Below are 13,202 nucleotides of genomic sequence, written 5' to 3'. Positions count from 1 at the left end.
TTTGCGCCAGATCGAATTGATCCGCGAGCGGTTGAAAAATTATCCCGGTCGCGACGCGCTTCATGAAAAATTGAGGGCTTACCGCAAGTCCTTCTTTCAAAGCCTGCCGAGCCTCGACGCCGCGACCGCGGGGACCGTGGTCTTTGAGGAGCCCGCCTTTTCGCGATGGGATGGGCTTTCCGTCTCACGCTATCCCGGCATCGCCAGCCGGATCGGCTCTGATCGCAAGACGCGGATGAAAAAGGTGATGCGTTTCGAGGGCCGGCTGCTGCTCGACCCGAATGCGCGCCAGCTCTGCAAAAGCAATCGCATGATCTGGGGTTCATCGGACGGCGTCGGTCGCGAGCGCGAGCCGCGATTTTCCAGTTATTTTCGCGAGCCGAACCGGCGACTTCAGGAATTTGCGAGCTTCATCGGCGCCTTCGACAACAATTATTTCCACTTCCTCTATGATACAATGGGAAAGCTCGATCTGATCGAGCGCTATGGGCCCGACGCGGCGCCGCTCGTGATCAGCGAAACATTGACGCGCCAACGCTTCTTCCAGGACGCGCAGCGCATGGGCGTGTTCGGAAAGCACAAGCTCGTCGTCCAGACCGCTTCGGCGAGGATCGGCGGGGAGGTCGCCTGGGTTCCGTCACCTGGTGAACCGAACGCCTATGATCTCCTCACGCTCGCCAGGCGCTTCGGCGCCGACAAATTGCCTTCAACGCCCGGCGTCCGGCTTTATCTCGCGCGGGGACCGAAAGCGAAGAATGCGCGGCGACTGCGCAATGAAGAGGAGTTGTTTGGCGCGCTCGTGAAGCGGAACTTTATCTTCTTCGATGCGCAGGAGCATGATCTCGCAACGCAGATCGCGACATTCGCGCGCGCCGAATTTATCGTGGCGCCGCACGGCGCGGGTTTGGCCAACATCCTCTGGCGACAGGGGAGGCCGCTGACGGTCGTCGAGCTTGTCAATCCAAGCATGCATACGCTTGACATGGCCTATCTCAGCGTCGCACTCGGCTATGACCATCACATGGTCGACAACAGAGGCGACATTGGTCAGCCGCTCAAATCATCCGCCGAAGCTGACATTGGCGTCGTGATCGAGATCGTCGACAAGGCGCTGCGCGCCAGCGCCTGAATCAAAAGAGCCGGGCGATGCGCCCGGCTCTTTTGATTGCGATCGTGAATTTCAGTTCGCTTTCGCCGAGATCGCCAGCTTCGGCAGCAGCGACAGCGGATTGTTCGACGCCATCGCAGCCTCACCGATGCTGATGCCCGCAGGATCCTTCGCTTTCGCGGCCAGCAGCAGACTGCCAGGCTTGGCGAGGAACGCCGACACCGCATTCGCGACTGTCTGCGCGGCTTCGCCGCCGCCCATCATTCCCGGAATGATGACGTTCGCCATGGCGCCCATGTCGCGACGGAAATCGTCGGGCTTCTTGCCTTGCTTCTGCGCTTCACGCGCGATCAGTTTCTCAAGCAGGCCGGCGTTGTCGACCTTGATCTCGAGATCCTTCGCCGTCAGGCCGAGCGCCGCCACCTGCATCATCGTGGGATCGCCGGTGAACAGCTCCTTGATCGCGTTCCCGATCGTCCCCTTGACGTTGACCGCGCCCATGCCCGCGCCTTGTGCTGACAGGTTGTCGATCGAAATCGTCTTCGTCTGCTCGTTCCACTTCGCCTGCAGGCCAGCGGACGCGTCAATCGCCTTGTATCCGAGCGCCACGATCTGCAGCAGGCCGTCATCCTTCGTATTCGCCGGAATCTCGAAGACGAAGTTGCGCATCTGCGTCGAGATGTTCGTGGGAATGCCCTGAACATAGGAGGCGAGCGTCAGGTCATAATTGCCAAGCTTGGCCTTGATGCGCTGGCCCTTGTTCTTGTCGTCAGGCACGTCGATGTTGACATTGCCGAACGCGACGCCATCGAAGCTCGGGATCAGCTTGCGCCAGTTGGCCTGCGCCCACTGCTCGAGCGGCGCGGTTCCCGCTTCCTGCAGTCCGGCGAAAGTCGGCCCGAAATCGATGCCCTTGAAGTTGAAGGTGCCGAGATTGACGAAGCCGTCCGCGGCCTTGATCTCCATATTCTCGACAAGGATGCTGGGATAGCGGCGCTTGCCGAAGCCGCCCATCGTCAGCTTGCCCATGGCGATATTGACCTGGCGGCCCTTGTCGTCAGGCGCAGCGATCTTCATGTTCTCCATGGTCGCCGGCGTCGACTCGAACGCATCAAGCAGGTCCATCATGAAGTCGATCAGGCGCTTCATGGTGGCGGGATCCGGCGGCTGACCCTTGTTTTTCTCCATGTCCTGCGCCAGCGCGAGGAACTCGATCATCGGCGTCTTCATCGGCCGCGCGCGGAACTCGCCGAAGGTCATTTTGCCGAGGCTGAACTCGAACTTGTCGCCCTTCATCGACATGCCGTCGAAAGAGCCGTTGCGATAAAGCGTCTTCGGGGCTTCGCCGCCAACAGCCTTGTCGATCATGAATCGGACCATGCCGGTGAAGTCCATGTCCTCCATCGACATGCGGCCGACCGTGCCGGTGCTCTTGCCAAGGACCGCGTCTTCCATCGCCATGGAGCCGCCTGCGAGCGCGACCGTCTTCGCCTTGCCGCCCTGGACATCGTTGAAGGTCAGATCACGGTAGACGATCGTTTGCTTCGTGGTCTTGCCGCCGGCCGCGATGTTCTGTTCGACGCGAATTTCCGGGATGCGCATGGAGCGCGCATTGAAGCGGCCGAGCGTGTCGGCGATCGACTTGATGTCCTTGAACTGGAACAGGGTCGCAAGTTCGCCCTGAGTGAGGGTCGAGCCGTCGACTTCGATCTTCGGAATCGCGACCGACATCTCCTTCGGACCGAAGGTGAGATTTTCGACCGCGACGGTCTGGGCCTGCGCCGGAGCGAATGCGGCGGGGGCGCCGGCCAGCGCCGTGCCGATCATGAGCGCCGCGACAAGTCGCGGAAGAAGGCGCGGAGCGCGAGCGGGTCGAAACTGCATGAAGGCCTCCAAACGAGCCGGGCGGTCGGATATTCTGTCGGTGACTTAGCGCACGCGATGTTTGTGTGCGGCAGCGCACATGACGCATCGCGAGTTAATCAATCGATAAGTCAGCGTCCGGCGTCAGCGCGACAAAAGCAAGACGCTCTTGCAGCGACTTTGCAACGTTGGTGTCGTGAAAGCAGATAGTCAGACGCGAATTGGAAACGTCTGTATCGTGCGCTCGATATCCGCGCGCGTCGGCAGCCCGGCTTCATTGCCGAGCTTCTGAATCTTGTGGGTCGAGGCGCCGCGCGCGAACGCGAAATGATGACGCCATTCGGCGCTCGGATCGCTCAGATACGAATAGACATAGGCGCCGTGAAACACGTCGCCCGCGCCATTGGTGTCGATGACCAGGGATTGCGGAATGTCGAGCGCCGGCATCGTCTGAACGACGCCCGTTTCGTCATACCAGAGCATGCCCTTTTCGCCCATGGTGACGCCGCCGATCCTGCAGCCCTTGGCCTTGAGATGGTCGAGCATGGCGAGCGGATTGAGGCTCATCTGTTCACAGAGGCGTTCGGCCACGACAGCGACATCGATGAAGGACAGGAGCTCCTGCGTGTTCTCGCGCAGGCCGCCTCCGTCGAGCGATGTCAGCACGCCCGCTTCCCGACAGGCCCTGGCGTAATGGATGGCGGCGTCGGGCTGGTGGCCGTCGAGATGGAGAGCGCGGCAACCGGTCAGGTGAAGCGCCGGGAAGGGGTGGAGATAGCGGTCATCGCGGCAGCGGACGATGGCGCGTTTGCCGTCCTTCGGCAGCACGAAGGAAAGCGAAGATTCCTTCACCTTCCGTCCGTGGACGGGAATCTCGTATTTTCGCGCCATGTCGAGGAACATGCGGCCGAGCCAATCATCGGCGAGCGACGTCAGCAGGTCAGGCGCGATCCCGAGCCTGGCGCAGGCGAACGCCGCGGTCACGGCGTTGCCGCCGAACGACACCGAGTAGTCTTGCGCCACATGCTTGTCGTCGCCCGTAGGCATGTGATCGGTCACAAAGACGACGTCGATATAGGTCTGACCGATGAAGAGGGCGTCCATCACCATGTTCGCCGACTCGCGCTCCCTGATCCTGCTCGGACATGCCGTAGCCGGGTTGCGTCAGGGGATGCAAATTGAAGGCCCGCGCGTCGCGTCCCAGCGGGAGGGAGAGCCGCGGTCCGCTCCAAGATCAGATGGAGAAGCTGGTCCCGCAGCCGCAGGAAGAGGTGGCGTTCGGGTTCTCGATCTTGAAAGCCTGGCCGATCAGATCGTCGACGAAGTCCAGCACCGAACCTTCCATATAGGGCAGGGAAATCGGATCAATCAGCACCACCGCCCCGTTGTTCTCCAGCACGAGATCGTCCGCCTGACGCTCCCGATCGAAGGAGAAGCCATATTGGAAGCCCGAGCAGCCGCCGCCATTCACGCTGACCCGCAGCATGGAGCCTTCCGGCTCGCTGCCGAGCACCTTGCGAATGCGCGCGGCGGCGCGGTCCGTCATCGTCACAGAGGTCGTGGTCATCGCTCTCTCCGGCCTGACGGATTCAATATCCGTCCGCCCAAGGTCCGCTTGTATTTCTCACCAGCAGAGGTAATCGCGACTGCTGCCGATCGCAACCATGGGGGCCAGAGGTGACCGACGTGAAGCCTGCGCCCGGGCAGCGTTGGCGCGCGCCCTATGCCACTGATCCCGCGACAAGCCGCGGACGGCTCATCCCGGAGCCGCCTTCGGCCACCCGCACGCCGTTTCAGCGCGATCGGGACCGGATCATCCATTCCACCGCCTTCCGCCGCCTGGCGCACAAGACGCAGGTTTTCGTCCATCACGAGGGCGACCACTACCGCACCCGGCTGACCCATACGATCGAGGTCGCCCAGATCGCCCGGGCGCTGGCGCGAACGCTCGGCCTCGACGAAGACCTCGCTGAAACGATCGCGCTCGCCCATGATCTCGGCCACACGCCCTTCGGCCATACCGGCGAAGACGTGTTGCATGCGCGCATGTCCGCCTTTGGCGGCTTCGATCACAACGCCCAGGCGCTGCGCATCGTGACGCGGCTCGAAGCCAGGTACGCCGATTTCGACGGTCTCAACCTCACCTGGGAGGCGCTTGAGGGGCTGGTCAAGCACAACGGCCCGCTGCTGACCGCAAGCGGATCGCCAACGCCGCGTTACGCCAAAGACGGCGTTCCCCTGGCGGTCCTGGAATATGACGAAAAGCAAGCGCTGGGGCTAACGCAATTCGCAGGACTTGAAGCGCAGGTCGCCGCGCTCGCGGACGACGTCGCCTACAACGCTCACGACATCGACGATGGCTTGAGGGCCGGGCTGTTTGACGTCGGCGACCTTCGCGTGGTGCCGTTCCTGGCGAGGTTGCTCGATGAAATCGAAGCCTGGCGGCCGGGTCTCGAGCGCACGCGCGTCATTCACGAGCTGGTCAGGCGCGTGATCACCCTGATGGTCGAAGATCTGGGATCGCAGACCGCGCGCAACGTCGAGGCTTCGGTGCCGCGAACCGCCGACGACATCCGGACGGCTGAAGGACCTGTGGCCGCTTTTTCCACGGACATGGCGGAGGCGGAGAAGGCCGTCAAAAACTTCCTCTACGCGACCATGTATCGACACCCTGAAGTCATGCGCATCCGGCGCGACGCGGACAGGGTTGTGGCCGATCTGTTCGATCGCTTCACGCAGGACCCGACGCTGATGCCGGGCGAATGGCGCCAGGGCCTAGAAGGCGCGTCGGAGGCGCGGATTGCGCGTCGCGCCTGCGACTACATCGCCGGGATGACCGACCGTTACGCGCTCATCGAGCATCGCCGACTGTTTGACGATACGCCTGAACTGCGTTAGCGCGCCGGACTTCCTGCGGCGAGAAATACCAGCAAAACCCATGAATATCTTTGAAATCGTGCAGGAGAAGCTTGGCGCGGCGCTGCAGCGTCTTGTGACGGCGGGAGCACTGCCGGCGACGCTCGATCTCGGCAAGTTCACCGTCGAGCCGCCGCGCGATCCGCGCCATGGCGACATCGCCACGAACGCCGCGATGGCCTTCGCCAAGGAGGCGGGAACGCCGCCGCGCGCTCTGGCGGAGAAGATCGCGGCTGAACTGCAGGGCGATCCGGCGATCCAGTCGACGACAATCGCAGGGCCTGGCTTCCTCAACCTGACGCTGGCGCCCGCTATGTTTCATGACGTGCTGCGCGCGGCGCTGAAAAGCGGAACCGCATTTGGCGGCCGGGCGACCACCGCCGCGCCGCCGGTCAATGTCGAATATGTGTCGGCAAATCCCACCGGCCCGATGCATGTCGGCCACGGTCGCGGCGCGGTGTTCGGCGACGCTCTCGCCAATCTGCTCGCTTATTCCGGCGAGCACGTCACGCGCGAATATTACATCAACGACGCCGGCGCGCAGGTCGACGTGCTCGCGCGCTCCGCCTATCTGCGCTACCGCGAGGCGCTGGGTGAAAACATCGGCGACATCCCGGAAGGGCTTTATCCCGGCGACTATTTGAAGCCGGTCGGCGCCGCGCTCGCTGAGAAGTATGGCCGCTCGTTGCTCGATGAGCCCGAGCCGAATTGGCTGCCTGCCGTGCGCGGCTTCGCGATCGACGCGATGATGAATCTGATCCGGGAGGATCTTGCCGTGCTCAATGTCAGGCACGACGTGTTCTTTTCCGAGCGCTCGCTAACCGTTCCGCAGGACGGGCGTAACGTCGACGACGTGCGCGCAACGATCGAGGATTTGCGCGCCAAGGGCCTGATCTATGAGGGGCGGCTGCCGCCGCCCAAGGGCGCGCCGATCGAGGATTGGGAGGACCGCGAGCAGACCCTGTTCCGCGCGACTCAGTTCGGCGACGATGTCGATCGGCCGCTGCTGAAATCGGATGGCGGCTACACCTATTTCGCCTCGGATATCGCCTATCACAGGTCCAAATTCCTCCGCGGCCATCGCCTTCAGATCGACGTCTGGGGCGCCGACCATGGCGGCTACGTCAAGCGCATGCAGGCGGCGGTGAAAGCGATCACCGGCGGCGAGGCTGAACTCGACGTGAAGCTCTGTCAGCTCGTGAAGCTCATGCGCAATGGCGAACCGGTCAAAATGTCGAAGCGCGCCGGCGACTTCGTGACGCTGCGCGAAGTGATCGACGAAGTCGGCCGCGACGCGGTGCGGTTCATGATGCTGTTCCGCAAGAATGACGCGCCGCTTGATTTCGATCTCGCCAAGGTGATCGAGCAATCGAAAGAAAACCCCGTCTTTTATGTGCAATACGCGCATGCGCGTTGCTGTTCCGTGTTCAAGCAGGCGGACGCGGCGTTCGAGACGAAATTGACGCTCGATGATCTCGCTGGCGCGCCGCTTGAGCGGCTCGATGATGAATCGGAGATCGATCTGATCAAGCGGCTCGCGCAATATCCGCGCATCGTTGATCAGGCCGCCGCCGCTCATGAACCGCATCGCATCGCTTTTTTCCTGCATGAACTCGCTGGCCAGTTCCACGCACTCTGGAACAAGGGAAAAGAAGCCCCACATTTGCGTTTCGTTAACCAGACCGGCCGAGACTCGACGGCAGCGAGACTCGTATTGGTCCGGGTCGTGCGCGATGTGCTGGCGTCCGGACTTGCGATCCTTGGAGTCGCGGCGCCCGAAGAAATGCGATAGGTAGGCTGGCCGGGGAATGTGAGCCATCGGCCGGACTAGCTGTCGAGCGCCGGGCGAGGGGGAGCCCGTCGGAGAGCTGGTCGAGGGGACCTCCGAAGACGATGAGCGAAAAGGCAAGACCGCATCAGGGCATCAATCTCGACGAGATCGAGCGTCACATCCGTCAGGCCTCGGCGTTGCCGGCGTCAGGCGGCGCGGCGGAAGACCCGCTCGCGGAGCTGGCGCGGATCGTGTCGGGCGCGCCCGTCACTCGTCGCGAGACGCCGCGGGTGGAAGCCGCTCCTGTCGAGCCGCCGCGCGCGCCCTATGTTCGCGCGACGCCGTCTCTCCAGCCGCCTCAGCCGCAGCCGCAATCTTCGACGGTGCTGGCCGCGCAGACTGCGCGAGCGGTGATTGCGCCTCAGCCGCAACGGATTGAACCGGTCTTCCATTCAGTCGCCGAAACGCCGCAGTCGGCTTCGACGTCCAGGAGCGAATTCGCCAGCATCGAAGACGACATCGAACGGCTGCTGCAGCGCGACGCTCCGCCAGCGCCGCGCCGCCGTCCCGACGATCTCGAAGACGCGATGCGGTCGCTCGACAATCTGCTGAAGACCAGCGCGCCCAAACCCGCGCCTCCGTCGCCGGTCCCTGCGACTGCGACGACCACGAACTTCCCTGACTGGTCGTTACGGAACGCCACGGACCATGCGCCGCCGGAACCTGCGCCGCCGCAATTTGACTTCGATGCGGAGCTTGCGTGCGCGTCACGGGAAGCTGATGTCGCACCGTCCTACGCCGCGGCGTCTCACGAAGAACCTTTGTGGCGAGAGGAAGCGGCCGAGATGGTCGAGCCGGAGCCGGCTCCGCGAAAGAGCCGCCGGCCCTTGGTCATGGTCGCGGCAGTCATGGGCATCGCTGCGCTTGGGATCGGCGGCGCGCTGTCGATGCGCAGCGGCGGTGGAAAGTTCATCGGCGGAGGTTCGCCGCCTTTGATCGTCGCCGACAAGGGGCCGATAAAGATTGCGCCCGCCAACCCTGGCGGCCTCGAGATTCCCGACCAGAACAGGCAAATACTCGAGCGCAACCTGCCTGCGCCCAAACTCTCCGCCAAAGTCGTGAATTCGGAGGAGCAGCCGCTTGATCTCAGGGAAGCGGTTCGTCGCGAGGCTGCGGCAGCGCCGTCGAATATGACGGCGACGGACGCTCCCAAGATTGTAGCCTCGATTTCCATGCCCTCTGGTCCGGCTCCTGCGCCAACCGTGGCGGCGCCGGCTGCAGTCGGCTCGATTCCGACGGCGGCGGATATCGCCGCGACTGCTCAGCCTGAGCCGAAACGGGTGCGCACGGTCGCGATCAAGCCGCCCGAGCCCGGCTCGACGCAGGTGCAGCCGACTGCGCCTTTGCCCGCGCCCGTGATCGCTGCTCCCGCGCCTCCGCCTCCGGAGCCGCCCAAGCCCGCCGCGACGCCTCTCGCGGCGGCTCCAACTCCTGCGCCTTCCGTGGCGGCTACCCCTCCGCAACCAGCTCCTGTCGCCGCGGCTCAATCGGCGGCGCCGCAGGCTGCTCCTCCGCCTCCGCCGAAACCGAAGGTGCAGGGCTCGATCGGGGCTTCACGTGAAGCGAACGCCGCCGCGCGCCAGCAGGCGCAAGCCAAACCTGCTCCGTCGCCCGTTCGCGCGCCAGAGACAATCGATGATGCTGCGAACGGCTCAGGTCCGCTCCAGATCACGCCGCCGAATCGATCAGCCCGCAGCAGCCAACCGCCCCAGCGCGTCGCCGCGATCGAGCCGCCCGCGCCGGCTCCGACCGCTTCGGAAGCGGCGCCAACCCATGCCGGCGGCGGCTCTTTTGTCGTCCAGCTTGCCTCCGAGGGCAGCGATGGCGACGCCCGTTCGGCGATCGGTCGGCTGCAATCGCGCTATTCCGAACTGGGTTCGCTCTCGTCGAGCGTCCAGCGCCGCGAGGTGAAGGGTCAGATGCGCTATCGGGTGCGCTTCGGCTCCATGTCCCGCGAGGAAGCCGGGCAACTCTGCGCCTCGCTCAAGAGCAAAGGTCAGGATTGCATTCTGCAGCCGAACTGACGCTGGAGCGTCGTGACTTTGGCGGGGGACAGTCGACCGCCATCGCTTGTCTGTGTGAATCCCGACCCCTAAAGCTGCGGCATGGCCGTCAGCGCTCTTATCGTGGGTTGCGTAGGACCCGTCTTGACGCGATCGGAACTCGCATTTCTGCGGGAAGCCAATCCGTGGGGCTTGATCCTCTTCAGACGAAACATCGAGAGTCCCGGGCAAGTCAAGGAACTCACTGACGCTTTTCGAAGCGCGGTAGGCCGCCTCGATGCGCCCGTCCTGATCGACCAGGAAGGTGGGCGCGTGCAGCGGCTGGGGCCGCCGCACTGGCGGAAATATCCGCCAGGAGCCGTCTACGGAAAGCTTCGCGCCAACGACCCGCTGACCGGGCGCGAAATTGCCAGGCTCGGCGCGAGGCTGATCGCGCATGACCTGAAATCCGTTGGCATTACAGTCGATTGCCTGCCGGTTCTGGATGTTCCGATCGAAGGCGCTCACAATGTGATCGGCGATCGCGCCTATGGCGTTGATCCCGATACGATCGCCATTCTCGGCCGCGCCGCTGCGGAAGGGTTGCTCGCCGGCGGCGTGCTTCCCGTCATCAAGCATATGCCCGGGCATGGCCGCGCCGGGGCGGACAGCCATGAAGCGCTGCCAGAGGTCGATACGCCGCTTGGCCATCTCGAAACCTCGGACTTCCTGCCCTTCAAGGTCCTGTCGGACATGCCGCTCGCCATGACGGCTCATGTCGTCTATCGCGCCATCGACCCCGACCGGCCCGCGACGACCTCGAAGAAGGTGATGCGGCGGATTATCCGCGGTCAGATCGGCTATGACGGCCTCGTCATGACCGACGATCTCTCGATGAAAGCCTTGTCCGGCTCTTTCTCGGAGCGCGCCGCGGCCGCCATCAAGGCCGGCTGCGATATGCTGCTTCACTGCAACGGCGACATGACCGAAATGACCGCAATCGCGTCCGCGGCGCCGACGCTGGCGCGCTCCGCCAGGCGCCGCGCGACCGCCGCCTTGGCCCGCATTACACATGACCCCGAACCGCTGGATGTTGTGGAAGCCCGCGCCCGTTTCGACGCCGCGCTTGCGACAATCGTCTGACAGCCTCAGATTCACGGTTCAGGAAAAGGCGCGATTCGCGGGATGGCGACGGATTTCATTGATCCCGACATGTTCGAGTCAGATCGCGGGGACACGGAACCCGCGCTGATCGTCGATGTCGATGGTTTCGAGGGCCCGCTCGACGTGCTGCTCGAGCTCGCGCGCCGACAGAAGGTCGACATCGCCAAGATCTCGATCCTCGCCTTGGCCGAGCAGTATCTCGTGTTCATCGAGCAGGCGCGCCGGATGCGGCTTGAACTGGCCGCCGACTATCTCGTGATGGCCGCCTGGCTGGCTTACCTCAAGTCGCGGCTGCTGCTGCCGGAGAAGGCGAATTCGCAGGAGCCGAGCGCGGCCGAGCTCGCCGCCGATCTGGCATCGCGCCTGCGCCGTCTGGAGGCGATGCGCGCCGCGGCCAAAAAACTTGCCGAGCGCGATCAGCTTGGCGTCCACATCTTCGCCCGCGGCATGCCGCAGCCCGTCGTTGTGCAGAAGACGCCTCTGTATCAGGCGAGCGTCTACGATCTGCTGTCGGCCTATGCGCGTCAGCGCCAGAAGACGGCGATGACGCGCGTCGCCATGAAGAAGCGCTTCGTCTGGTCCCTGGTCGAGGCGCGCGAGGCGCTGGAGAAGGTGGTCGGCCGCGCCCTCGATTGGACGCCGCTCGACAGCTACCTCATCCATTACATGACTGAGCCGGCGATGCGCTCGACGATCACTGCGTCGGCCTTCGTCGCCACCCTTGAGATGGTGCGGGAAGGACTGCTCGATCTCAGGCAGGATCGGGCCTTCGCGCCGATCATGCTGCGGTCGAAGCCGCCCTCGTCAACCAGTCCGCCGCTTCAGGAGATCGTTGCGTGAGTGTCCAAAAGGTGTTGCGGACGGCGTCGCCGGAAATGTTTGAAGAAGCGCTGCGCACCGTTGAAGCCCTGCTGTTCGCCGCCTCGGAGCCGTTGACGCGCGAGGCGCTGGCGGAGCGTTTGCCGAAAGAAGTCGATATCGATGACGTGCTGCAGTCGCTGAGCGAGTTCTACGCTGGCCGCGGCGTCAATCTCGTCAAGGTCGCGGGCCGCTGGGCGTTCCGGACGGCGCCCGATCTCGCGACCTTGCTCGTCCGCGAACAAGTCGAGCAGCGCAAGCTTTCCCGCGCCGCGATGGAGACGCTGGCGATCCTTGCCTATCACCAGCCCGTGACCCGCGCCGAGATCGAGTCGATCCGCGGCGTCTCGACATCGAAGGGCACGCTGGACGTCCTCATCGAGACCGGTTGGGCGCGGATGCGCGGCCGCCGCAAGGCGCCGGGTCGCCCGGTCACCTATGGCACGACACAGGCGTTCCTCGAACATTTCGGCCTTGCCGATATCGGCGATCTTCCCGGCCTTGCGGAACTCCGTGGCGCCGGCTTCTTCGATGGTCAGCTCCCCGCCGGCTTCGACATCCCGGCGCCGACCGACAGCCCGCAACTGCACGACGACGAGGACCCGATCGATGACGAGGAACTGCGCCTCGATGTCGAGGGCGCCGCTGCAGGCGAAGACGCGGCTGCGGAAGGCGAGGGCGAAGAGACAACCGACGATAGCACGCTTGAGAGCGACGAAGCCGACAGTGACGAGCTGGACCAGCCGCGCTCCAGCAACGACAACGAGAACTGATCCGGCAGGCGGACTCAGCGCCGCTTTCCTGAGCCTTGTTGGTCCATGACGGAAATCCTGTTCTACCACCTCGAAAGGCAGTCGCTCGACGACGTGCTTCCGAAGCTGCTCGAGCGCAGTCTTGATCGCGGTTGGAAGGCGGTCGTGCAGTTCTCCACGCGCGAGCGACTCGACGCGATCGACACGCTCCTGTGGACCTACGACGATCAGTCGTTCCTTCCTCACGCCGCCGAAGGCGAAACGGATCTTGCTGACGAGCCTGTTGTCCTGACGACCAGCATCAGCAATCCCAACAGCGCCGAGGTTCGCTTCGTGGTGGAGAATGCGGCGATGCCGACCGACCCGGCCGGCTATCAGCGCGTCGTTCTGATGTTCGACGGCAATGATGAGGACGCTGTCTCAGCCGCCCGACTGTCATGGAAGGCCCTGCGCGGCTCCGGCCACGAGCTGACCTATTGGCAGCAAAATGACTCCGGCCGCTGGGAAAAGAAGGCCTGATCAGGTCGCATGACCGTTGCGCGCGCACCAAGATCACGATGGCTTTGGATTGATTCAATCCAACGCCATGAACGTGATCGATTCCAAAAGTTTAGAGCATGGCCTTCGCGGAAAACCGGTTCCCACTTTTTCGCGCCATGCTCTGGCTGTTGGTTGCGGCCTTAAGCTTTAGCCCCTAGTTGTCAGGCGTTACGTCGCAGAAGGGCCCG

11 protein-coding genes are annotated in these 13,202 nt (G+C 63.8%); 8 read left to right on the top strand and 3 right to left on the bottom strand.

All coding sequences use genetic code 11. The annotated features are described in order from the left end of the window. The first annotated feature begins 1 nt into the window (after position 1). Entirely contained in the window at positions 2-1,129 is a 1,128-nt protein-coding gene (locus L8F45_RS09225) for a glycosyltransferase family 61 protein (protein WP_342362580.1), read from the top strand. Between the two features lie 51 nt (positions 1,130-1,180). Here the strand turns inward: L8F45_RS09225 and L8F45_RS09220 are convergent, their stop codons facing one another. From L8F45_RS09220 to erpA, 3 genes are all read right to left on the bottom strand, one after another. Next, positions 1,181-2,992 (bottom strand): hypothetical protein, encoded by a 1,812-nt coding sequence (locus L8F45_RS09220; protein WP_342362579.1) that lies wholly within the window; start codon positions 2,990-2,992, stop codon positions 1,181-1,183. A 189-nt stretch (positions 2,993-3,181) separates the two neighbouring features. Further along, complete coding sequence (locus tag L8F45_RS09215) at positions 3,182-4,075, bottom strand: sugar kinase (RefSeq protein ID WP_342363402.1); 894 nt, start codon at positions 4,073-4,075, stop codon at positions 3,182-3,184. Positions 4,076-4,205: 130 nt separating this feature from the next. Further along, positions 4,206-4,538 carry an iron-sulfur cluster insertion protein ErpA gene (gene erpA / locus L8F45_RS09210; RefSeq protein WP_342362578.1) on the bottom strand — a complete coding sequence of 111 codons (333 nt, stop codon included), beginning with the start codon at positions 4,536-4,538 and terminating at the stop codon, positions 4,206-4,208. A 119-nt stretch (positions 4,539-4,657) separates the two neighbouring features. On the opposite strand from erpA, the gene L8F45_RS09205 reads away from it, so the two are divergent. The 7 genes from L8F45_RS09205 to L8F45_RS09175 all read left to right on the top strand — a co-directional run bounded on the left by L8F45_RS09205 (position 4,658) and on the right by L8F45_RS09175 (position 12,993). Beyond that, a complete protein-coding gene (locus L8F45_RS09205) occupies positions 4,658-5,869 on the top strand; it encodes a deoxyguanosinetriphosphate triphosphohydrolase (RefSeq protein WP_342363401.1) in 1,212 nt (403 codons plus the stop codon). A 40-nt stretch (positions 5,870-5,909) separates the two neighbouring features. Beyond that, positions 5,910-7,679 carry an arginine--tRNA ligase gene (argS, locus tag L8F45_RS09200; RefSeq protein WP_342362577.1) on the top strand — a complete coding sequence of 590 codons (1,770 nt, stop codon included), beginning with the start codon at positions 5,910-5,912 and terminating at the stop codon, positions 7,677-7,679. 101 nt (positions 7,680-7,780) lie between these two features. After that, the gene (locus L8F45_RS09195) at positions 7,781-9,742 is read left to right on the top strand and encodes an SPOR domain-containing protein (RefSeq protein WP_342362576.1); all 1,962 of its coding nucleotides are present in this window, start codon (positions 7,781-7,783) and stop codon (positions 9,740-9,742) included. Between the two features lie 81 nt (positions 9,743-9,823). Beyond that, on the top strand, positions 9,824-10,843 hold the full coding sequence (gene nagZ, locus L8F45_RS09190; protein WP_342362575.1) for a beta-N-acetylhexosaminidase: 1,020 nt from the start codon (positions 9,824-9,826) through the stop codon (positions 10,841-10,843). A 42-nt stretch (positions 10,844-10,885) separates the two neighbouring features. Beyond that, entirely contained in the window at positions 10,886-11,704 is an 819-nt protein-coding gene (locus tag L8F45_RS09185) for a segregation and condensation protein A (RefSeq protein WP_342362574.1), read from the top strand. Then, positions 11,701-12,495, top strand: a complete 795-nt coding sequence (gene scpB, locus L8F45_RS09180) for an SMC-Scp complex subunit ScpB (RefSeq protein WP_342362573.1) — start codon at positions 11,701-11,703, stop codon at positions 12,493-12,495. The genes L8F45_RS09185 and scpB overlap by 4 nt, the downstream gene beginning before the upstream one ends. Positions 12,496-12,540: 45 nt before the next feature. After that, positions 12,541-12,993: a DNA polymerase III subunit chi gene (locus L8F45_RS09175; RefSeq protein ID WP_342362572.1), complete on the top strand. Its 453-nt coding sequence runs from the start codon at positions 12,541-12,543 to the stop codon at positions 12,991-12,993. Positions 12,994-13,202: the final 209 nt, after the last annotated feature.

The organism is Terrirubrum flagellatum (assembly GCF_022059845.1).
GTDB classification, from domain to species: Bacteria; Pseudomonadota; Alphaproteobacteria; order Rhizobiales; family Beijerinckiaceae; genus Terrirubrum; species Terrirubrum flagellatum.
Note: the sequence above shows the minus strand (reverse complement) of the source record. Positions and strands in the feature narration are given on the sequence as shown.